This window comes from Flavobacterium sp., assembly GCF_052437795.1.
Classification (GTDB): Bacteria; Bacteroidota; Bacteroidia; order Flavobacteriales; family Flavobacteriaceae; genus Flavobacterium.
Genome location: NZ_JBQVPA010000002.1, coordinates 522962 through 544663 on the forward strand (window position 1 = coordinate 522962; position 21702 = coordinate 544663).

The following is a 21702-nucleotide window of genomic DNA, read 5'->3' on the forward strand; positions in this document are numbered from 1 at the left end:
AATGCGTTAATGGTATCTTATTTGACAGAATATCGATGACAAACTTTAAAACGATTAATTTATGACAACAGGAAAAATTAATGTTTCGGTAGAGAACATATTTCCACTGATCAAAAAATTCCTATACAGCGACCACGAGATATTCCTTCGTGAGCTCGTTTCCAATGCTACTGATGCCACACTTAAGTTAAAGCACCTGACAGGCATTGGCGAAGCTACTGTAGAATATGGCAACCCGATCATTGAGGTTAAGGCTGACAAAGAAGGTAAAAAGATCCACATCATCGATCAGGGCCTTGGCATGACAGCGGAGGAAGTTGAAAAATACATTAACCAGGTGGCATTTTCGGGCGCCGAGGAATTCCTTGAAAAATATAAGGATTCTGCCAAGGATTCCGGTATCATAGGCCATTTCGGTCTTGGTTTCTATTCGGCGTTCATGGTAGCGGAGAAAGTGGAGATCATCACCAAATCGTATAAGGACGAGCCTGCGGTACACTGGACCTGCGACGGTAGTCCGGAATTCACACTTGAGCCATCCGATAAGACCGACCGCGGTACCGAGATCATCCTGAACATTGCTGATGATTCGACCGAGTTCCTTGAAGAAGGCCGCATTCGTGAATTGCTGAAAAAATACAACAAGTTCATGCCGGTGCCTATCAAATTTGGTACCCGCAAAGAAACATTGCCAACCCCTGACGATGCTACAGAGCATTTCCATCCGGAAGAGATCGAAATAGACAACATCATCAACAATCCTAATCCGGCGTGGACCAAACAGCCTGCCGACCTGAATGAAGAGGATTACAAAGCGTTTTACCATGAGCTGTACCCAATGCAGTTCGAGGAGCCGCTGTTCAACATCCACCTGAACGTGGATTACCCTTTCAACCTGACAGGTATCCTTTACTTCCCTAAACTGTCATCTGACCTACAGGTGCAAAAGGACAAGATACAGCTGTACCAAAACCAGGTATTCGTTACCGATAACGTAGAGGGCATCGTTCCGGAATTCCTTACCATGCTTCGCGGCGTGATCGACAGCCCGGACATCCCGCTTAACGTATCCCGTTCCTACCTTCAGGCTGACGGCGCGGTCAAAAAAATATCCAACTACATTACCCGAAAGGTAGCCGATAAGCTGAAGTCGCTGTTTACCGAGAACCGTGAGGACTTTGAGCAGAAATGGAATGACATAAAGATCGTATTGGAATACGGCATGCTGAGCGAACCGAAATTCTATGAGAAGGCGGGCGTGTTCGTACTTTACCCAACTGTTGACAATAAGTTCTATACCCTTGAGGAACTGAAGGAAAAACTGGCGGCCACGCAAACTGACAAAGATGGCAAGCTTGTGGTGCTGTATGCATCCAACAAAGACGCGCAGCACAGCTATATTGAAGCAGCACAGGCCAAAGGCTATGAAGTGATGCTACTGGACTCGCCGATCATATCGCACCTTATCCAAAAGCTTGAGGCTGACAACGAGAACCTGACATTTGCCCGCGTTGATGCCGACCATATCGATAAGCTTATTAATAAGGACGAAGAGCAGATCTCGAAACTGAGCGATGAGGAGAAAGAAACCCTGAAAACGACTATCGAAGAATTCGTGCCAAAATCGGGATACTCAGTACAGCTTGAACCGATGGACAGCAGTGCCGCGCCTTTCATGATCACACAGCCGGAGTTCATGCGCCGCATGAAGGAAATGAGCGCCAGCGGTGGAGGCGGTATGTTCGGGATGGGCAACTTCCCGGATATGTATAACCTTGTGGTGAACACCAACCACGAACTGTCATCTTCCATCCTGAACAGCGATGATAAATCGCACCAGGAGGCGTTGGTGAAGCAGGCGCTCGACCTTGCCAGGCTGAGCCAGAATTTACTGAAAGGGGAGGAACTTACTGCGTTTGTAAAAAGGAGTTTTGAACTGATAAAATAGATAGTAGACTTTAAGATAATAGACTATAAAGATTATAGATGAAAGACCTGTAGTGAGAGCTACAGGTTTTTTGTTTTAATTGCTATCTTTAAAGATAGAATTAATTTCGGTGATCCGCATGCCTAAAAATAATCAGTTAATTTGGATAATATAGGGACAGATCCTACTGTGACAAGATCTAAAAGTATCCGCAATTGAAGACTGACATCGGTCGATAAGGCATTCTGTAGAACAGACCGGCATACTTTATAAAATTAAGGTTTCATTGCTCCGAAATCCCTTACGATATTGTATTTTAACGGTTAAAGAGATGTTAAGCATTTTCCTTTTTCGGTTGGGCATAGGCTACTTTTGGGTGACTAACTTAAATACACAATGCTATGAGGAACTTGAAAATGCTTATGCTGGCGGCCGCGGGATGCTGTGCGCTGGTGTCGTGCTCGGACGACGATTCTGAAAATGCAAATGCAGGTATTGCCGGCACTTACAGGCTTACGGCCTGGAACGCACCGGTGGCTGTAGACTTTAATGACGATGGAACTGCCAATGTGAACCTGATGAATGAAACGTCGTGCTACAACAATTCAGATCTTATCCTGCACAGGGACGGGACGTATGACATGACCTATAATTATGTGAACATTGACGGTACGGTCTCATGCGGGTCGGAAACCACAACAGGCACTTGGACGCGTACAGGCAATACCGTTACGACCACGCATTTGAGCGGCGGCCAGAACGTAACGGCAGATTTCAATTACGCATCGGGTAACCAGCGCACTCTTACCAGGACAGTTTCTAACTGGAACTATCCAAGCATAGACGGTAATGATCAGGTGTATGCTGTAGGAAGCGTTAACATGGTGCTTACAAAGCAGTAATGATTTGAACGATCGAAAGAGCCGGTTTTAACCGGCTTTTTTTATTAAAGGTGTTTTTTAGATGTCAAAATGGTAAAGCATGAGATCGTGTTTATGTCTATATTTACTGAAAAAACACATAAAATGGACCTGCCTATAGAAACCCCTGCTTTGTTGTTCTCGGCTACATCGCTCATACTTTTGGCCTATACCAACCGCTTCCTTACCATAGCAACCATTGTAAGGGGGCTCAAGGCAAGCTACCAGCAAAACCAGAACAAGAGCATTCTTGTCGAGATAAAGAACCTGAGCCTGAGGCTGACCCTTATAAGGCATATGCAGATGTATGGCGTGCTCAGCCTTTTTTTTTCAGTGTTCGCCATGGCACTGCTTTTTGCAGGCATACAGGATTGGGGTGCTTATGTATTCGGCCTCAGCCTGCTGTTGCTGCTCACTTCACTGGGTGTTTCATTTTGGGAAATAAGCATTTCGGTAAAGGCACTGCGGGTACACCTGAGCGATCTGGAGGACGAAGCAGGAATAAATAAATAATGCAGTCCCTAAACCTATTGCCATTTTAATAGTCTAATCCAAAACATAATAATTAATACCGCCACTTATGGATGCGTACGTACTTTGGTCGCTACGGTTGGGGTTTAGCAGCAAACAGGCCGAAAGGATAAAAAAGAACGGCCTGGAGCGTTACTTGAAGGATTCGTTCGCGAAGCCTCGCGTTTCCATGCCCGACTTTACAAAAGGCTGGCCCAAAACACCTGCGGAAGTGAGCGAAATGAACCGAAAGTTTACCGGAGATGAAGGCAGGAGGGAGGCAAGGGTAATACGCGATGAGGGCAACCTTGCGCTAAAGGCATGGTGGATAGACAGAATGCGGGGCCAGGAGTTACCGCTGCGTGAAAAAATGACGCTGTTCTGGCACAACCATTATGTGGCTGCTTTCAATAAAGTGAGCGTTAATTATTGGTTGCTGGACCATAACATGGCATTGCGCGAAAATGCATTTGGCAACTTCAGGGAACTGACAAAAATCATGCTTCGCACCAATATGCTTGTCCGTTACCTTGATAATAACAGTAATGTAAAAGGGAAATTCAATGAAAACCTGAGCAGGGAGCTTCTGGAGCTTTTTACATTGGGCATTGGCAACTATACCGAGCAGGATATAAAAAATGGCGCCATGGGCCTTGCAGGGCTTACTGTAGGCGATGACGGGGCAGTGTACAGGCGTTCCAAAGAAAATGACGAACCCATTGTTTATTTTGGGAAAAAAGGGAAATTTAAGGCCGATGACATGGTTGATATCATTTTTAAACAGAAGAATACCCCTTACCATATTACCCGTAAGCTGTTGAAATGGTTCATTTATGATGATCCGCCTGAAAAGCTGGTCACATACTACGGCGATCTTTTGCGGGAAAAAGATTTTGAGATACAGCCCTTCCTGATGAAGATGTTCACGGAAGAATTTGGCAAGGTCACTGCGGGTTCAAAGATCAAAGATCCATTATCCTTCATCCTGCAGCTTCTCCATGAATTCGATGCCAGGCCTATCAGCAGCAGGATGGTGGCCCAGTTCGCAAAGATACAGGGTATGGACCTTTTTAACCAAGCCAATGTCAAGGGCTGGAATGGCGGTAATTACTGGCTTTCCCCCCAAATATACTCGCAGCGGCAAAACCTGGCCGATCTGCTGTGTACCAAGGTGGTGAACAGCAGGCGTGTAAAGATATTTGCACAGGAGGGGAGCGATGCACTTGAAAAGCTTACGGTAAACCCCGCCTGGGACAGGAACGGCAACAACAAGTCCATTATTGCCGACCTCTCTAACAGGTTGCTGTTCAATGTTGACAGCAGCTTGCAGGCAGATCTTGAAAATATGCTCAGGCACGATTTTGACCCAAAGGCAAAAGGGGCAGAGAATGGTGTAATGCGCCTGCTGAACTTTATGATCAGGACACCCGAATTCCAACTCATATAAAAACAGGAGTTATGAACAGGAGAAACTTTTTTAAGCTTACAGGTACCTTTACGGGCGGGCTTTTGGTAGTTCCCGATTTTCTGTATTCTTTCGGGATGCAGGATAACCTTGCCAAGGGCGATAGCTCCCTGGTATTCATTCAGCTTAGTGGCGGTAATGATGGGTTGAACACGTTCATACCCTATAAAGACGAAATGTACCGGCGTTTGCGCCCCAATATAGCCCTTTCGTCGAATGATGTGGCGGCGGCAGGAGAAGGTATGGCTTTTCACCCCGCCATGAAAGGCTTTGCAGAAATACTTCAGCAGGGTAATATGTCGGTAGCCCAAAATGTAGGGTACCCCGAGCCTGTGCTTTCGCATTTCAGGGGGCAGGAGATATGGCAAACGGCCTCAGCATCGAACGAATATCTTACCGAAGGATGGCTCGGGCGTTTTCTTGATCATCATTATAAAGACCATCATCCAACCGCGGCAATAAACGCAGATAAGATCGATAACCTTGCCTTAAGGGGCATTGAGCCCAATAGCATGACCCTGACCTACCGCAACAACCTGAATACTAAAGAGCAGGATAGCACTTTAAAGCTGTCCGATAATCCGCAGCTCGATTTTGTAAGGAAGATCGCCGGGTCGATATCCGAAGGTTCGTCCGAAGTGCAGCGGGCATTGAATAATGCAACGGCATCTGAAACAACTTATCCAAAGTCGGAACTGGGTAAAAATATGGAATGGATAGCCAAACTGATAAAGGGAGGGCTGAATTCAAAAATATATTACACGTCCCTTACGGGGTTCGATACCCACCAGAACCAGTTGCTTGCCCACTCGTCTAAACTTTCTATTCTTAACGATGCAGTATATTCCTTTTATAAGGACATAAAAGCTGCCAAAAAGCTGGATGAGGTAACCGTAGTGGTGTTCTCGGAATTTGGCAGGCGCGTTGCTGATAATGGTACAGGTACCGATCATGGCAAAGCCGCACCCATGTTTATTATTGGTGGGGGCACTAAAGGAAAGCTGCTGGGAGGCAATCCCAACCTGGCCGACCTTGACAATGGTGACGTGAAACATACCATCGACTTCAGGAGCGTGTACGCAAGCCTGCTTAAGGATAAGTTCAGCTTTAACCCTGCGCTGATAGGCATAAATAACCAGCCGCTGAAAGGTTTGTTTTAGTTTATTCGATGATCCAGAGCAGCACAGGCTTCGATTTTTTTTTGAGCTTTTCGTCAAGCTTTCTCATAAAATTGTCCGATACTGCGGGGCATCCCCAGCTTAGTGGCGCATAGTCGGGATATACCTCCATGTCGGGCACGGCCGTCCAGGAGTGCAGTACCACAACGCGGGCTACGGCATTGCTGTTAGACCTCTCAAGCCCGTGCATCCAGTACTTTACCTTTATGCCCCAGGAACTGTAGTCGCGCTTGCCTATCTTATATTTACCAAGTGCGGTGCAATGGCTCCCGTCGGCATTACTGTATTTTGCCTTTTCCCATTTCGTATCATTATCCTCATGGATGTCGCAGCTGCCATGGGTCGTAACATTGGAGTCGGTTATCTTCTTTTGGTTGAAGTTGTATACAAAAAACCTATTCCTGCCGGAGTGGATGCTCATGTCTACAAGAAAATAATAGTCTTCGCAAAATTTTTCCTTTTTACAAAAGGCCAGTGCTTCGGAATGCTTTGAGGTGTAGTCTTTCGGTTCTTTACGGCTTTTGGTGGTATCTGCATCAGGTGTGCCGATGCAGCTCATCAGCCCCAAAAGGAGAATGGTGATAATGCGGGTCATAGTCAGGTATGGTATTACATTATAACTACATAACGCACAGTTTAGTATTTCCGAAAAAGAATACCGCAATTTAACGCCCCAATTAAATCTAAGTAATATCTTTGCCCGCTTTTAAATTTTGGGAGATGGAACAAAGAAATGTATTAAAGGGAGTGATATTGGTAGGCCTTGGTGCCTCGAGCTATGGCATGCTGGCCACATTTGTAAAGCTCGCCTATGACAAAGGGTATACAACTGCTGAGGTTACCGCCTCGCAAATGTTCTTGGGCATACTCGGAATGCTCCTCATAAATATGTTCCAAAAAGCAAAGAAAAAAGATGAGGTGGTCAGGGCATCTGCCAATGAAAGGTCGAAGCTTATGATAGCGGGGACCTCCATGGGCTTTACCAGCGTGTTCTATTACCTGGCAGTATACTTTGGCATACCTGTCTCTATCTGTATCGTACTGCTCATGCAAACGGTCTGGATGAGCGTATTTTTAGAATCGATCATTGCTAAAGAGGTACCATCGGCCAAAAAGCTGTTCGCCGTGGCGATCGTGTTGGCGGGAACGGTATTGGCGGCTAATCTTATAAGCAATATCAACGCCCTTAATATTACTGGTGTATCGTTCGGTTTGCTGGCTGCGGCATCGTTTACCGCCACCATGTTCACGAGCAATACCATAGCCACCCATGTATCGTCGGCACAGCGAAGCCTTTTCATGCTGTTTGGCGGCGGGGTAGTGGTGCTGGCGTTTACAGCCTACACCTGGACCGGCAGCTTTAATTTTGAGATCTTCCTGACGTGGGGATTGATATTGGCGCTGTTTGGCACCATCATACCACCGATATTGCTCAATGCCGGCTTCCCGCATGCAGGGTTAGGGCTGGGCAGCATTGTTGCTTCAATGGAGCTTCCGGTATCGGTAATGATGGCCTTTATAGTACTCCAGGAAAAGGTTAGCCTTTTGCAATGGACAGGCATTGCCATGATCCTGGGGGCCATCGTACTGATGAACGTAAAGCTGCCTTCCCGAAAATAATTTGCTATCTTTGGGTAAAACGCACTTATGGCTTTACCCTGGCATCTTTACTTAATGGCATCGTTGTATATCCTTGCCGGCCTCAATCATTTCAGGGTGCCGCGTGTGTATGCACGCATGATACCGCCTGCTTTCCCCAGTCCTAAAACCCTCAATTACATTAGCGGTGCAGCCGAGATCATTTTAGGTATCCTCATTTGCATCCCGGAATATGCATCCTTTGCCGCATGGGGCATAATTGCGTTGCTCATAGCGATCTTTCCGGCCAATGTTTATATGTATATCAATGAAAAAGCAGGTATGGGTGTTCCCAAATGGGTATTATTCATAAGGTTACCATTACAGTTGCTACTGCTGTATTGGGCATGGCTGTATACAAAATTTTAAAACTATCATAAGAATTAGCTTACTGTTTATTGCAGTTGAAAGTTTATCTTGCTTTTGTTCTTTAAAAGGATAAATGCAATACTGCTGAAGGACCTTCAAAATAATGGTGGTTTGGATAGTACAAAAATTCCAACTTCTCAAAAAGGAAAAAAATAACATTGGTTTTTGAAGATGAATTAATTTTTTTAGTAATATTGGTTAACGAATCGTGAACAATTACTTAATTACCTGATTTTAATTTTTCTACTGATGAAAAAGAGCAGCCGTCCGGAGCTGGACAGGGAAGCGGTACTGAGGATCATAACGCTTGCCCGGGAAGAAAGGAAACCTTTCGATGAGATCAAAAAAATATTTGGCCTGGCTGAAAAGGAAGTGACCGAAATTATGCGAAAACAATTACCTGCGGATGATTTTGAAAGCTGGAAGAAAAAGGTCGCGGCCAAAAAGCCAAAGCCGATAACGCAATTCAATATCATACAGGATGACGAACTGGACTCCAGGTATTACATCCGGAATAAGTTTTGAACCGTAGCTCCCCCGAGGGAGTTTTTTATTTTTTAACGGTTGGGAATAATCGATCTTGGCTATCTTTAGCAAAATTTATTTTTGATGAAAAAAGCCTTTGCATTATTACTCTTTTTAGTTTCTACAGCCCTTTTTGCCCAGGATATATCCGGCCCATGGCACGGGTTGCTCACTTTTCCCGGCGGTCAGCTGCGCATAACCGTTACCATCGAAAATGTGGAGGGCGGCGGCTATACAGCTACCATGCTCGTGCCGGAGCAAAGCCCGAAAGCATTGCTCGTAACATCAGTGCTTTACGAGAACGGGATACTTGCCTTTGCACTGCCGGATGCCGATATCCACTACAGGGGCACACTCGAAAATAATGTCTTTAAAGGGACTTTTACGCAAAGCCGCAATGACCTTCCGCTGGACCTGGGCAGGGAAGAGGTAAAGATAAAAGCGAAGGCAAGGCCGCAGGAACCCGTAAAGCCTTACCCTTATCATAGCGAGGATGTAACCTTTAAAAACGAAAAAGGCAGTCTGCTCGCAGGTACGCTGACCTTGCCCAAGAAGGCAGGAATTTACCCAGCAGTGATACTGGTGACCGGCAGCGGGCCGCAAAACCGCGATGAGGAAATGCTTGGGCACAAGCCGTTCTTAGTACTTGCCGACCACCTGACACGTGCGGGCATTGCGGTACTGCGCTATGACGACAGGGGAGTGGGGGCATCTGAGGGGAAATTCTCTACCGCTACAACCGAAGATTTTGCGTCCGATGCCGAATCGGCTTTCCGGTACCTGAGAACGAGGCCAGAAATAAAAAAGAATAAGATAGGCATTGCCGGGCACAGCGAGGGCGGACTGATCGCACCCATAGTAGCGTCTAAAAACCCTGATGTTGCCTTTATTGTCCTGATGGCAGGAAGCGCCATACCGGGCGACGAGCTAATGCTGCTGCAAAATTATATGATGGGCAAGGCCAACGGCATGCCGGAGGAAGAACTCACAAAGCTTGGCGCCATCAACCGACAGATCTATGATGCCATAAAAACCGAAATGGAGCCCAACCCGCTACGGGCAAAGCTGCAAACCATCTTCGACCAGCAGCTCAAGCCGATATTCATATCCAAAGGCATCCCGAAAGACCAGGCGGCACAGTATGTAGACATGCAGGTGGTCGAAATGGCCTCGGCATGGTACAGCAACTTCATCCGATACAACCCGGCGCCGGTGCTGGATAAGGTACAATGCCCTGTACTGGCCATTAATGGCGATAAGGACCTGCAGGTAGCATCTACAGCCAACCTCGATGCTATAAAGCGTTCAGCCGAAAGGAGCGGCAACAAAAAAGTGACCACTAAAGTGCTGCCCGGCCTCAACCACCTGTTCCAGGAAAGCAAGACCGGCTCTCCAACTGAGTATGGTGAATTGGAGCAGACATTCTCGCCTGTGGCAATGAAAGAAATAACGGATTGGGTATTGAAGGTGGTGAGGTAGACTGAAATCCGGGATTTAGAGTGTTACATTATCTCAATAAGCATAATTATGGATTTTAGATTAATCAGAAACATTTCAATGGTATTTCTCGGATTGTTCTTTTTAGTATTTCTAATGCCGACTCAGGAAAAAACTAGGAATTATGTTAAGGAAGAAGTAACCAAAGAGAGTTACAACGGTATTGTGATAAAAAAATATATTGATAAATCTAATCATGCAACGCCTACTGTAATATTAAAAGATGGAAGGGAACTTTCCTTTATCGGTAACATTTATGATAAAATAAATGTTGGTGACTCGATTGTAAAATTTTCAGGAGATATTAAGATGTTTATCTATCGTGCAGGTAACAAAATAGAATTAGATAATCGTGATTATTATGTGTGGTAATTCTGTCGCCTGAACCTTTTCATTACCTCAAAGTCAAGAACCCCACAACACTCCAAACACACTCAAACTTTCCCATTTAGCCCCCCGACCGCAGCGGCATCCCCGACGCAGGAGGGATACAGCGGAGGGCAGGAACATGGCCCGCAAAAAAAGTCCCAGCCTTTCGCTCCAAAAAACCAGTAACAATGACACCTGATTAAGCACATCCCTCGCTCCCCTCTCCTTCGGTGAGGTCTTTTGAGGAAGAGTAAGCACATTCCGCCTCCCTCTCCTTTGGAGAGGGCTGGGGAGAGGACGCAAAAAACCCCGGATCCGCAACTATCCGGGGTTTAACTAACTACTAAACCTAATTATATATGAAAATAATTATTCTTTTTTAGAACATGCCGCCACTGCTTTGCTTGGTATTGTCGTCACGTTGCTTGCGCTGCATGGCCCTGCTCTTTCCGGCGCCGAACATATAGTTAAGCCCGAAGTATACCGTGCGGCTCTCCCAACGGAACTCGCCGCTTTGCGGGAAAGGGTTGGCAGCACTGAAGCCGTAGCGCATCATGTTGAACATGTCATTAAAGCGAAGGCTAAGCGACATTTTATTATTAAGCAGCGTATAGCGCGCGCCACTGTCGATCTTGTACATATCCTTGCTTTCGTTCTGTACGCCATTCACGGCGCCCCTGTAAAATCCGAACAACAGGAAGCTAAGGCGCGGGTTGACCCTGAAGTTACTGTTAAGCCTTGCATTGAACGCATTTACATCTACCTGGCGATCTACCAATTCATAATCATCATCAGAGCCCGGCTCAAGTACTGATACCGTTCCCCTTTGAGAAATGCTTGAGAAGTCGATGGCGGGCTGGATGTCCCACCATTTGAATATCTTATAGTTGGCCGAAAGTTCGAACCCGTAGGCGCTGTTCTTGTCGAAGTTGCCAAAGCTCATGATCTGGTCCTGGGTGTTGGTGGTCGACTCATCCGGGTAGAAGATCCTGTTGATCTCATCATTAATGAACCTGTAGTACACACCCCCCGTGATGGAAGAACCCTGCCCGAACATACGGGTGTAATTCAGTTCTACCGACTGCGTGAACTGTGGTAAAAGTTCCGGGTTACCCAGTGATGTAAGCAACGGTGTGGAGAATTCCCTTACAGGTTTTGTCTGCTCGATACTTGGCCTGTCTACCCTGCGGCTAAAGCTCAGTTGGTACATATTGCTCACGCTTGGGGTATAGGTAAGGTAGGCCGAAGGATATACCGTAAAGTAATCGTCCTTGAATACTGCCTGCCCGTTATTAAAATTATTGTTCACCTGGTAGCTTTCGAAGCGCGCGCCCAGCTGGTAGCTGAATTTCTCGAACTTTTGCCCAAAGGTGGCATAAGCCGAATAGATATCTACATCATACGTGTACCCTGAATCCATCAGGTTAGGGTTGGTCACATTAGGGTTGGTGGTATTGTATACATTATCAGTACGTATTACCCTTGCTTCGGCACCCAGTTCCAATGTAGATCTTTCCGTAAGCGGGTTCACATAGTCAAGATTGGCGGTAACATTGGTACGGTCGTCGATCAGGCGGTCAGCGTAAAGTACCGGCGCTTCCGAACCTGTAGTTGTGCGATAATCCACATCCTGTGTGCTGCGGGAGTCGTTATAGTTGGCCTCGAAGTCCAGCGTGTGGCCTTCTTTCGCGAATTTGTGTTTAAAGGCAATGTTGTACGAATTATTCTTGTTCTCGCTATCCAGTGCCGAATGCTGCGAGATATTCTCCAGTCCCGTTCCGGGTCCGTAGAGTATGTCGGTGCCAATGGTGGCATCGCCTGTAAAATAATTCTGGTTGGTATAGAACGAAAGGGTATTGTTATCATTGATGTAATAATCCATTCCTATTTTCCCTAATACGCCCTCATTATCGTTCACCACATCTACCAGTTGGTTAGAAAAAATATCGTGGCGCTGCACGTGGCCATTGTTGAAATACTTGCCAAAGTTGCTGCCTATATTACCGAAGAAGTTCACTTTCCCGGTGCGGTAGTTCATATCGAGCGAGTTATTGAACTTGGGTGTTTCACCAAAAGTCACGCCTGCGTTGAAGTTGCCGTTAAAGCCATCGTTCGCGTTCTTGTGGAGAATAATGTTGATTATTCCGCTCATTCCCTCAGGATTGTACTTTGCGCTTGGGTTGGTGATCAGTTCTATCTTTTTGATGGAGGTAGATGGTATCTGTTTCAGCAATTGCGCAGGGTCAATATTAGTCGGCCTGCCGTCTACGAGCACCCTTACATTCTGGTTGCCGCGCAAGGAGATCTTGCCGTCCTGATCTACGTTCACCGATGGGATGTTGTTCATTATCTCCGATGCGGTACCGCCTGCCGTGGTAAGGTCGCGGCCTACGGTAATTACTTTACGGTCGATCTTTTGCTCTATGGTCGATACTTCCTTTACTATCTCAACTTCATTAAGCTGGGTGGCTTCTTCTGCCATGGTTATGGTGCCAAGGTCTATCGTTTTAGTGTCGGCAGAAAGGTTCGCCGTGATGTGCTGTGCTTTATACCCCATGAAAAGGATCTCTACAGTATAGCTTTTAAGAGGCAGGTTTTTTACGGAGAAATTTCCATTGTCGTCGGTAATGCCGCCTGAGATCAAGGCATCGCCTTCTTTAACGGAGATGCTTACATAGGGAAGTGTTTCCTTTGTGTTGGAGTCGATCACTTTTCCGGAAACGCTTCCCGGGTTTTGTGCGTGCAGGGTCATGATGCCTCCAAAAAGGAGGACAAGCAGGAACTTGAAATTCATGTTCGTATTTTGATTGATGATTGATGATGGGGCAAATGTACAGCTTTAAAACTAATATGCAATACAAAGTACCTTTTAATGCATAAATTAATGATCTTTTAATGTCGCGAACCTATGCATATACCCATAAGACAGCAAAGGCACGGTTTTGTTACAAAAAAGTTTGAAAAAAGTTATTGAGGTCGAAAGTCGCAAGGTCATAAGGTCATAAAGTTGCAGGATCATAAAGTTTTAAAGTCATAAAGTCGAAAGTTGTTGGTTCTTTGTCACAAGTGTGGGGAATTTGAGTTAAGGACATGGTATATATGTTTTTTTAGATTATATGAGCTTTGAGAAACAGCTTTGACAAGTTCTCCTGATTATCCGAACAGGTTTTATGCATTACATTTCCAAACTTTATGACATTATGACTTTGCGACTTTATGACTTCTAAATTTTACCTATTATTTAAGTTTTTTCCCCTCAGTACGTTGCTTAAATAATTATCTTTGCACGCTTAAAAATAATTGTAAAATGGCGTTGTCACAAATCCTTGTCCCACACATACAAAAAGCGGTAGAAGCTTTGTTCGGTATTTCTGTTGAAAAGATAGAACTGCAGGCGACCCGAAGGGAATTCGAGGGCGATATCACCATGGTTATTTTTCCGCTTTTAAAGCTGGTAAAAAGCAACCCCAACGCACTTGGCAATGCCATTGGTCAGTACCTTGTTGACAATACTGATGAGGTGGAAAAATTCAACGTAGCCGGTGGCGGGTTCCTCAACCTTGTAATTTCCGATACTTTCTATATCAACTTCTTCAACAGCATCAAGGGCGATGAAAACTTCGGTACGCAAAAGCCTGTTGAAGGCGGTAAGGCCGTGATGGTAGAATATGCTTCGCCAAACACCAACAAGCCGCTGCATTTGGGCCACGTTCGTAATGTGCTGCTGGGCTATTCGGTGGCGAACATCATCGAGGCATCGGGCAAAAAGGTATACAAGACCCAGGTGATCAATGACAGGGGCATCCACATTTGCAAGTCAATGCTGGCGTATGAGAAATTCGGACACGGGGAGACCCCGGACAGTGCAGGCGTAAAAGGCGATAAGCTGGTTGGGAATTATTATGTGGAGTTTGATAAAGTATACAAGAGAGAAATTGAAACGCTCATAAACGAAGGCCAAACAGAAGAAGATGCAAAGAAAAATGCGTCAATTCTCAAAGAAGCTCATGCCATGCTCCTGAAATGGGAAGCCGGTGATGACGCCGTTGTTGCCCTTTGGAACAAAATGAACGGCTGGGTGTACGAAGGCTTTGAGGCATCGTTTAAAAACATTGGTGTCGATTTCGATAAGAACTACTATGAAAGCAACACCTACCTTTTAGGGAAAGATGTTGTTGCCGATGGCCTTGAAAAAGGCGTATTCTATAAAAAAGAGGACGGCTCGGTGTGGATCGACCTTACCCCGGACGGACTTGACGAAAAGCTGGTGCTGCGCCGCGACGGTACATCCGTATACATGACCCAGGACATTGGCACTGCCATACAACGGGTAAAGGATTTTCCCGATGTGGGCGGAATGGTCTATACCGTGGGCAACGAGCAGGACTACCACTTCAAGGTGCTGTTCCTTATCCTGAAAAAGCTGGGCTTCGACTGGGCAGCGAACCTCTACCATTTGTCGTATGGCATGGTCGACCTTCCTTCCGGCAAAATGAAAAGCCGTGAGGGTACCGTGGTAGATGCTGACGACCTGATGGACGAAATGGTGTCGACCGCTAAGAACATATCAGAAGAACTGGGCAAGCTTGAAGGCTACTCTGATGAAGAAAAGACCCGCCTCCACCGCATCATTGGCCTTGGCGCGTTGAAATATTACATCCTTAAAGTAGACCCTAAAAAACGTATCCTGTTCAATCCTGAAGAGTCGGTAGACTTTGCAGGCAACACAGGGCCGTTCATACAATATACCTACGCCAGGATCCAGTCGCTGGTGCGCAAAGCTGAGTTCGATTTCTCGGTAACGCTTGCCGTAGAAGATATCAACCTCCACGAAAAAGAAAAAGAGCTGCTGAAAATGGTGGCACAATACCCGGAGATCATCCAGGCTGCCGCCGAAGGGCACAGTCCGGCGCTCATTGCGAACTATACGTATGACCTTGTGAAAGAGTACAACTCGTTCTACCAAAGCGTTCCGGTGCTGGGCAGTGAGGTAGAGAACGAAAGGATCTTCCGTATACAGCTTTCTAAAAAAGTGGGCGAAACCATTAGATCGGCATTCGGCCTGCTGGGGATCGGCGTGCCGGAGCGCATGTAATTTTAAAAACTGGCTTTTGTGAAAGAGAATACCCCGAACCCGAAGGATAAGCCTTATTTTTTCCAGTCATTTGCCATTGTGGCCATCTCCATTGTGGCTATGCTGGTATTCAGGTCTTTCCTGCCCGAAAAGATATTTACCGAAACTGCTTCCACCAAAAACGTGGTGGTAGACAGCCTGATGCTTGAAGCTGTTGAGGCTGATGGCGGCGCAATGGAAAAAGATACCCTTAGCAACAAAAAGATCGTATTTGAGGCGGTGAATGGCATAAAGTTCCCATCAGAAACCTTTGAAGATTATAAAGGCTACCAGCATTTAGTGAACTTTTACGAAAAGCTGCTGCAGCTGGAAACCAAACAGCAGGGCAAGGTACGCATCGCCTATTTTGGCGACTCCATGACCGATGGCGATATGATAGTGAAAGACTTCCGTGAGAGCCTGCAGGAACGCTTTGGCGGTGAGGGTGTAGGCTTTGTCAACATCACATCAGAATCTGCACCGTCACGCAGTACGCTTACGCACCAATTCTCGACCAACTGGAAAACACAATCCTATCTTAACGTAAAGTCCCCGCGCAGTCCGTTCGGTGTGAACGGGCATGTATTCTTCGTTAAGCACGATACCATCAACCCGGTATGGGTGCGTTACAAAGCAAATAATTCAAGGAACCTTACGATGCTGAACAACCCAACGCTGTTCTACGGCAGGTCGGGCAATACAAAAGCACGTCTTGATATAATTGTAGGCAAGGATACCCTGCATAAAAAACTGAGCCCGGTCAACCTTGTGAACACATTGAATGTATCCGGTGACGTAAAAGGCTTTAAAGCTAATTTCGTAGCAGCCGATTCCATCCCGTTCTATGGCTTCAACTTTGACGATGGCAGGGGCGTACACGTGGATAACTTCTCCAACCGTGGCAACTCAGGTCTTCCGATAGGCTCTTTCAATACCAGTGTGATGAAGGCATTCAATGACAAGCTGGAGTACGACCTTATCGTATTACATTACGGTACCAACGTGCTGAACTACGGATCATTGAATTATACATGGTATGAAAAACGCATGTCGAAAGTGGTGGAGCATTTAAGGGAATGCTTCCCGGGGGTGGCGATACTCATCATTTCTACGGCAGATAAATCGACCAAGTACGGACTCGAAATGAAAACCGACTCGGCAGTGGCACCTTTATCGGTCGCACAAAAACGCTATGCGGTAAAAACACAGTCTTCTTACGTCAACCTGTACACGCTGATGGGCGGCGATGGCTCAATGGTAAAATGGGTAGAAGAGGAAGCACCAGCGCTGGCCAACAAAGATTACACGCACTTCAACTTCCGTGGGTCCAAAAAAATATCCGACCTGATCTGGAACCAGATCAACGGCGGCTATGAGCAATACAAGAGGCTGAGGGGTTTTAAAACACCTGTCGCGCCCAAACCTGTTCCAAAAACCACGATAGATACACCAAAAACAAATAAGCCTGTTCAGGCGCGCCCTGTACCGGTAGACAAGCCAAAACCGGAACCGGCGAAGAAACCTGTCGTGAAGAAAGATACCATCATCCGTAAAAAAGATACCACCCATGCGCAATAAGCCGTTTATACTGCTATTTTGCTTTCTCCTGTGGGGAGGTAAGTCTGCCGCGCAGGTTGACTCCCTTGCCGTGGTGATGGACAGCATTGCCGTGGATACCTTTGAGGTCGTGGTTGGCAATAACATCATTACCAACACCTCGTCGCTCAACCTGTTCTTTGAAAAGCTGTATAGCCTGGAGAAGGAAAAGGGGGGCAAGGTGAACATCGTACACATAGGCGACTCACACATACAGGCCGACCTCATGACGGGTATTATCCGAAAAACATTGCAGGCACGCTTTGGTAATGCGGGTGCAGGGTTTACGTTCCCACACCGTTTGGCAAAGACCAACGGAGGACATTATGTATCCTTCAGTTCGAATGCGTCGTGGAACAGCCGCCGCAATATTTATGCCCCCGAAACGGGAATGGAAGTGGGCCTTAGTGGTATTGCCCTGGAAACGAGGGAGGATTTTGTTGTGGAAGTGAATGTGAGGGATAATAGCTATGATTTCAATACTATAAAAATCATCACGCCCGGTAACTCCTCATCTTTCGATGTGGCTACCAGTTCTAAAACGATCGTGCTGGAATCAACAGTCCCCAAAAAGATCACCCACAAGATAAAAAGCGGCGAGGTGCTGGGAAGCATTGCTGACAAGTATGGCATTACCGTTTCGCAGCTAAAGAAAGCGAACAGCCTGAGATCGGATAATATACGTGCGGGCAGGACACTGAAGATACCTACCAACCAGATGCAGAAGAAAGAGGTAAAGCGTTCGGAGTTCATTCCTTTACCTATAACTGCTGATACGCTAAGCAATTATTACCATAGTGATGAAGCGCTTTCTAAAATATACCTGCTGCCCAACAATAGCAGGAAAGAATATGCCTTGAGCGGTGTAGTATTGGAGAAAGATGGGCCGGGCCTGATCTACCACAGTATTGGGGTAAATGGTGCCAAAGCATCGGATTACAATAAATACCCACTATTCTTTGAGCAGCTGCCCACACTGAAGCCCGACCTGATCGTGGTTTCGCTGGGTACGAATGAGTCGTTCGATAAAATGGCCGCGGCTGATTACATTGCCCAAATGAACCTGTTCATTGCGAATGTAAGGGCACAAGATCCGGAGGCATGCGTGATCATCATGACGCCGCCGCCATCACAATTCAAAAGAAAATACCCAAATACCTTTGTGGCGAGCTATGCCAAAGAGATAATGATGCAGGAAACCGCCAAAAATTACGCCTCATGGGACCTGTTCTCGCAAATGGGCGGGCTGTTCGGGGTGAACCGAAATGCGGCACAAGGGATGATGGCAGGGGATAAGGTACACTATTCAAAACCGGGATATGAAAAGCAGGGCACACTATTTACTGAGGCATTGCTGAACGCATACGATAATTTTAAAACCAACAGGGACTGATGCAGCTGAATGATTTTTTGCCGCAATTGACATGGCAGGATATAGGAAATTGGTTTATCTATGACCCTGAGGCGCCGTTGCTTTTCAATACGGGAAGGTTCCTTGGATTGTTCCTGATGTTCTATGCCATTTACATCCTGTTGCGCAATACCTTTAGGGTACGACTGGTATATACGATACTGTTCTCGCTTTTTTTCTACTACAACTCCAGCGGTGTGTATTTCCTGCTGTTGCTTATGTCTTCGGTTGTAGATTATACCCTGAGCTATTTCCTCTACAGGGAGCAGCGAACAGTACAACGTCGGGTTTACCTATGGTTCAGCGTTATCGTAAACCTTACGTTCCTTGGGTACTTTAAATATACTACCTTTGTGCTGGAAAGTACTAATGCGCTTTTCGGTTGGAATTATACGTTCCATAAAGTACTGCTCCCTGTGGGTATTTCGTTCTATACCTTCCAATCCATAAGCTACATCATAGAGATCTACCGCAAGGAGATCACCCCAGCTAAGAACTACATCGACTACCTGTTCTTTGTGTCGTTCTTCCCGCAGTTGGTGGCAGGGCCCATCGTTCGTGCGAAGGACTTCCTGCCGCAGATCTATTCAAAGCTGCAGCTTACCAAATCGGATGTGAACTACGCACTGTTCCTCATCATTGGCGGTCTTATTAAAAAGACGGTCATTTCCGATTACATATCCATCAACTTTGTCGACCGTGTATTCGATTCGCCCAACAGCTATACGGCTTTTGAGAACCTCATGGCGGCTTACGGGTACACGATACAGATATACTGCGACTTTTCCGGCTACAGCGACATGGCGATAGGGGTGGCATTGCTGCTTGGCTTTAAGCTGCCAACCAACTTCCGTACACCATATAAATCATCGTCCATTACAGAGTTCTGGAGAAGGTGGCACATATCGCTTTCCACCTGGCTAAAGGATTTCCTTTATATCTCGGTAGGAGGTAACAGGCACGGTTCTTTCGGCGGCTTCCTGTTCCCGGCGCTGTTCTTCTTTGGGCTTATCGTTTGGGGCATCACCTTTTCGTCAACAAGCATTGTACCGCTCATCATCGCGATCGGTGCTCTTGTAGTATTCACGCTTACTTTCCTTTTTGCGCGAAAAGACAAAGAGCGGACAATGTATACCAATGTCAACCTGCTTACCACCATGCTTTTGGGCGGATTATGGCACGGTGCCAGCCTTCGCTTCATCATCTGGGGGGCATTGCACGGCATCGCGCTTGCGGTACACAAACTGTTTGCCGACTATTTCCCGTCCAATAAAGACGGTAAAACCACGGCCCTGAGTAGTGTATGGACATTCGTTTCGGTATTGCTAACATTCCATTTTGTGGCTTTCTGCTGGATATTCTTCCGTGCGAAAGATTTTTCGATAGCGCTCGACCTTATAAACAACATCGGTAATGTAACTTTCGATCCGGCACAATGGGAGATCATCATAATGGGCTATAAGAATGTGTTCATCCTGATGCTCGTTGGCTATGTATGGCATTTCCTCCCTGATGGTATTACGGTAGCCATGAAAAAAGCGTTTGACAGTTCGCCGCTGGTGGTAAAGGGTATTTTGTTGGGACTCGTATACTGGTTGGTATATGCGGCGGCATCTGCAGGGCCGCAGCCATTCATTTACTTCCAGTTTTAAATGTAACATTTTGCAGTAATTTCGTGTTATTCACACCATAATGTGTTTCTAAAGGGTTAAAAGTTAAAAATTTACTTAAATTACGTCCCTAAACACAACATGGCTTATGAAGAGAACATTACTATTATTTTGCTTTTGCGTTACCATGCTCGCCTCTACAAGTGCATTGGCGCAATTTCCGTACAACCTGAACGTATTTGACCAGGCAGTTTACTACGGTATGTATGAAGGGACAGTTAACGAACCTGTACCTGCAGGCGCCATCCGCCTGAAGAACTGGTCGTATGCAAAAATGCTTACGGCAGAGCAACTTGCTTCTTTTGGCAATACGCTTACCATGACAGTTACCCTGAACCCGCTTTGCGATAACTACGACCGTATTGGCAACGTTAACCTTACGTTGGTGCCTGTGGGGCAGGATAGTTATGGATATAACGATGCCAATATTAAACGTATCGAGATCGGGCGTTTCATTACGCCGTTCATGGATAAGAACGTTACCAGTACTGATGCTGTACCTTATGTGTATGACGTGAACTACCTGACCGATATTTTTCATGATGCCAACATAACATCAGAATATAATATCTGGATAGAACTTGAGGTGTATGGCTATCAGGGCGGTCCGGGCCAGGGAGGCGCAGCGGTAGAGATACCCGGCTGTGCAGGCAGGAACGATGTATACATGGGCAGCCTGGATCTTTCATCCGGCTATGATAGCAATATCATCAACGGCAATCACTTTATGCTTCCGCTGGCATATAAATATGAATTGAAGAACTATACGCTTGAAGGAACGGATGTGTTGGGCGAAACGGTAAAGACGATTAACTTTACCCTGCCTACGGACATGCCAAATGTTAAGCTCCACCTTATCACGTCCAACCACGGTTCTAATACTAATGGCGAGGAATACATACGGAGGGACCACTATGTTTATGTTGACGATGAACAGGTGCTCCTTTACAAGCCCGGCGGGCTATCGTGCGTTCCATACCGTCCCTATAACACGCAGTTCAACTGTATCTATGCCATATGCAATTCGAACGGAACATGGTCATGGAGGCCAAATACCAATGCGGCATGGAGTTGGAACAACTGGTGCCCGGGTAATAAAATACCAATACGCACTATAAACCTTGGCGATCTTGCGGCAGGCCCGCACAGCTTTAAGATCGAGGTTCCCGATGCACAGTTTTCGGGTGGGCAGGGTTATTTCCCTATGTCGGTATTCCTTCAAAGCGTATCGCAGGTGCTTGGTTCCGATGATCATACATCCGGCTCATTCAGTATCCATCCTAATCCGGTGGACGATGTTGCTACGATCGAAACGCTGGGTAAAGGGATACGATCGGTAACAGTGACCAATACGCTTGGGCAGACGGTTTCCAAAGGTTCATCGGGCGAGATCAGTCTTTCGCAGCTTGAAAGCGGTGTATACATCGTAAAGGTACTGTTTGACAACAATGTGTCGGCGACCAAAAAGATCGTAAAAAAGTAAGGTTATATATATTGAATGAAAACGGCCTGTC

17 protein-coding genes are annotated in these 21702 nt (G+C 46.2%); 15 read left to right on the plus strand and 2 right to left on the minus strand.

The genetic code is table 11. The features are described from left to right. Positions 1-61 precede the first annotated feature (61 nt). The 5 genes from htpG (at position 62) to ACT6R0_RS09220 (ending at position 5982) form a co-directional block, all read left to right on the plus strand. On the plus strand, positions 62-1948 hold the full coding sequence (htpG, locus tag ACT6R0_RS09200) for a molecular chaperone HtpG (protein WP_444652535.1): 1887 nt from the start codon (positions 62-64) through the stop codon (positions 1946-1948). A 380-nt stretch (positions 1949-2328) separates the two neighbouring features. Then, positions 2329-2829, plus strand: a complete 501-nt coding sequence (locus ACT6R0_RS09205; protein ID WP_444652534.1) for a lipocalin family protein — start codon at positions 2329-2331, stop codon at positions 2827-2829. Positions 2830-2952: 123 nt separating this feature from the next. Next, complete coding sequence (locus ACT6R0_RS09210; RefSeq protein ID WP_444652533.1) at positions 2953-3360, plus strand: DUF2721 domain-containing protein; 408 nt, start codon at positions 2953-2955, stop codon at positions 3358-3360. Positions 3361-3427: 67 nt separating this feature from the next. Beyond that, on the plus strand, positions 3428-4804 hold the full coding sequence (locus tag ACT6R0_RS09215; protein ID WP_444652532.1) for a DUF1800 domain-containing protein: 1377 nt from the start codon (positions 3428-3430) through the stop codon (positions 4802-4804). An 11-nt stretch (positions 4805-4815) separates the two neighbouring features. Beyond that, a complete protein-coding gene (locus tag ACT6R0_RS09220; RefSeq protein ID WP_444652531.1) occupies positions 4816-5982 on the plus strand; it encodes a DUF1501 domain-containing protein in 1167 nt (388 codons plus the stop codon). 1 nt (position 5983) lies between these two features. Here the strand turns inward: ACT6R0_RS09220 and ACT6R0_RS09225 are convergent, their stop codons facing one another. Further along, positions 5984-6595, minus strand: a complete 612-nt coding sequence (locus ACT6R0_RS09225) for a murein L,D-transpeptidase catalytic domain-containing protein (protein WP_444652530.1) — start codon at positions 6593-6595, stop codon at positions 5984-5986. 125 nt (positions 6596-6720) lie between these two features. On the opposite strand from ACT6R0_RS09225, the gene ACT6R0_RS09230 reads away from it, so the two are divergent. From ACT6R0_RS09230 to ACT6R0_RS09250, 5 genes are all read left to right on the plus strand, one after another. After that, entirely contained in the window at positions 6721-7620 is a 900-nt protein-coding gene (locus ACT6R0_RS09230) for an EamA family transporter (protein ID WP_444652529.1), read from the plus strand. A 27-nt stretch (positions 7621-7647) separates the two neighbouring features. Further along, complete coding sequence (locus tag ACT6R0_RS09235) at positions 7648-8007, plus strand: DoxX family protein (protein ID WP_444652528.1); 360 nt, start codon at positions 7648-7650, stop codon at positions 8005-8007. 249 nt (positions 8008-8256) lie between these two features. Beyond that, positions 8257-8532 carry a DUF2805 domain-containing protein gene (locus tag ACT6R0_RS09240; protein WP_444652527.1) on the plus strand — a complete coding sequence of 92 codons (276 nt, stop codon included), beginning with the start codon at positions 8257-8259 and terminating at the stop codon, positions 8530-8532. Between the two features lie 84 nt (positions 8533-8616). Continuing rightward, positions 8617-10011 carry an alpha/beta hydrolase family protein gene (locus tag ACT6R0_RS09245; RefSeq protein WP_444652526.1) on the plus strand — a complete coding sequence of 465 codons (1395 nt, stop codon included), beginning with the start codon at positions 8617-8619 and terminating at the stop codon, positions 10009-10011. A gap of 48 nt (positions 10012-10059) precedes the next feature. Then, positions 10060-10401 carry a hypothetical protein gene (locus tag ACT6R0_RS09250; RefSeq protein ID WP_444652525.1) on the plus strand — a complete coding sequence of 114 codons (342 nt, stop codon included), beginning with the start codon at positions 10060-10062 and terminating at the stop codon, positions 10399-10401. A 376-nt stretch (positions 10402-10777) separates the two neighbouring features. Here the strand turns inward: ACT6R0_RS09250 and ACT6R0_RS09255 are convergent, their stop codons facing one another. Next, positions 10778-13192, minus strand: a complete 2415-nt coding sequence (locus ACT6R0_RS09255) for an outer membrane beta-barrel protein (RefSeq protein ID WP_444652524.1) — start codon at positions 13190-13192, stop codon at positions 10778-10780. Between the two features lie 513 nt (positions 13193-13705). On the opposite strand from ACT6R0_RS09255, the gene argS reads away from it, so the two are divergent. The 5 genes from argS (at position 13706) to ACT6R0_RS09280 (ending at position 21671) form a co-directional block, all read left to right on the plus strand. Continuing rightward, a complete protein-coding gene (argS, locus tag ACT6R0_RS09260; protein ID WP_444652523.1) occupies positions 13706-15493 on the plus strand; it encodes an arginine--tRNA ligase in 1788 nt (595 codons plus the stop codon). Between the two features lie 99 nt (positions 15494-15592). Further along, complete coding sequence (locus tag ACT6R0_RS09265) at positions 15593-17089, plus strand: hypothetical protein (RefSeq protein ID WP_444653172.1); 1497 nt, start codon at positions 15593-15595, stop codon at positions 17087-17089. After that, a complete protein-coding gene (locus ACT6R0_RS09270; RefSeq protein ID WP_444652522.1) occupies positions 17079-18500 on the plus strand; it encodes a LysM peptidoglycan-binding domain-containing protein in 1422 nt (473 codons plus the stop codon). Before ACT6R0_RS09265 ends, ACT6R0_RS09270 begins: the two co-directional genes overlap by 11 nt. Next, positions 18500-20170, plus strand: coding sequence for an MBOAT family O-acyltransferase (locus ACT6R0_RS09275; protein ID WP_444652521.1), 1671 nt, complete (start codon positions 18500-18502; stop codon positions 20168-20170). Before ACT6R0_RS09270 ends, ACT6R0_RS09275 begins: the two co-directional genes overlap by 1 nt. Positions 20171-20276: 106 nt before the next feature. Further along, a complete protein-coding gene (locus ACT6R0_RS09280) occupies positions 20277-21671 on the plus strand; it encodes a peptide-N-glycosidase F-related protein (RefSeq protein WP_444652520.1) in 1395 nt (464 codons plus the stop codon). The last annotated feature ends 31 nt before the right edge of the window (positions 21672-21702 follow it).

Coding starts and splice junctions, on each gene's coding strand:
- ACT6R0_RS09250 (WP_444652525.1), top strand. CDS start 10,060: ATGGATTTTAGATTAATCAGAAACATTTCAATGGTATTTCTCGGATTG.
- ACT6R0_RS09270 (WP_444652522.1), top strand. CDS start 17,079: ATGCGCAATAAGCCGTTTATACTGCTATTTTGCTTTCTCCTGTGGGGA.
- ACT6R0_RS09230 (WP_444652529.1), top strand. CDS start 6,721: ATGGAACAAAGAAATGTATTAAAGGGAGTGATATTGGTAGGCCTTGGT.
- ACT6R0_RS09255 (WP_444652524.1), bottom strand. CDS start 13,192: ATGAATTTCAAGTTCCTGCTTGTCCTCCTTTTTGGAGGCATCATGACC.
- ACT6R0_RS09205 (WP_444652534.1), top strand. CDS start 2,329: ATGAGGAACTTGAAAATGCTTATGCTGGCGGCCGCGGGATGCTGTGCG.
- ACT6R0_RS09220 (WP_444652531.1), top strand. CDS start 4,816: ATGAACAGGAGAAACTTTTTTAAGCTTACAGGTACCTTTACGGGCGGG.
- ACT6R0_RS09265 (WP_444653172.1), top strand. CDS start 15,593: ATGCTGGTATTCAGGTCTTTCCTGCCCGAAAAGATATTTACCGAAACT.
- ACT6R0_RS09210 (WP_444652533.1), top strand. CDS start 2,953: ATGGACCTGCCTATAGAAACCCCTGCTTTGTTGTTCTCGGCTACATCG.
- ACT6R0_RS09275 (WP_444652521.1), top strand. CDS start 18,500: ATGCAGCTGAATGATTTTTTGCCGCAATTGACATGGCAGGATATAGGA.
- ACT6R0_RS09225 (WP_444652530.1), bottom strand. CDS start 6,595: ATGACCCGCATTATCACCATTCTCCTTTTGGGGCTGATGAGCTGCATC.
- ACT6R0_RS09215 (WP_444652532.1), top strand. CDS start 3,428: ATGGATGCGTACGTACTTTGGTCGCTACGGTTGGGGTTTAGCAGCAAA.
- ACT6R0_RS09240 (WP_444652527.1), top strand. CDS start 8,257: ATGAAAAAGAGCAGCCGTCCGGAGCTGGACAGGGAAGCGGTACTGAGG.
- ACT6R0_RS09280 (WP_444652520.1), top strand. CDS start 20,277: ATGAAGAGAACATTACTATTATTTTGCTTTTGCGTTACCATGCTCGCC.
- ACT6R0_RS09245 (WP_444652526.1), top strand. CDS start 8,617: ATGAAAAAAGCCTTTGCATTATTACTCTTTTTAGTTTCTACAGCCCTT.
- argS (WP_444652523.1), top strand. CDS start 13,706: ATGGCGTTGTCACAAATCCTTGTCCCACACATACAAAAAGCGGTAGAA.
- htpG (WP_444652535.1), top strand. CDS start 62: ATGACAACAGGAAAAATTAATGTTTCGGTAGAGAACATATTTCCACTG.
- ACT6R0_RS09235 (WP_444652528.1), top strand. CDS start 7,648: ATGGCTTTACCCTGGCATCTTTACTTAATGGCATCGTTGTATATCCTT.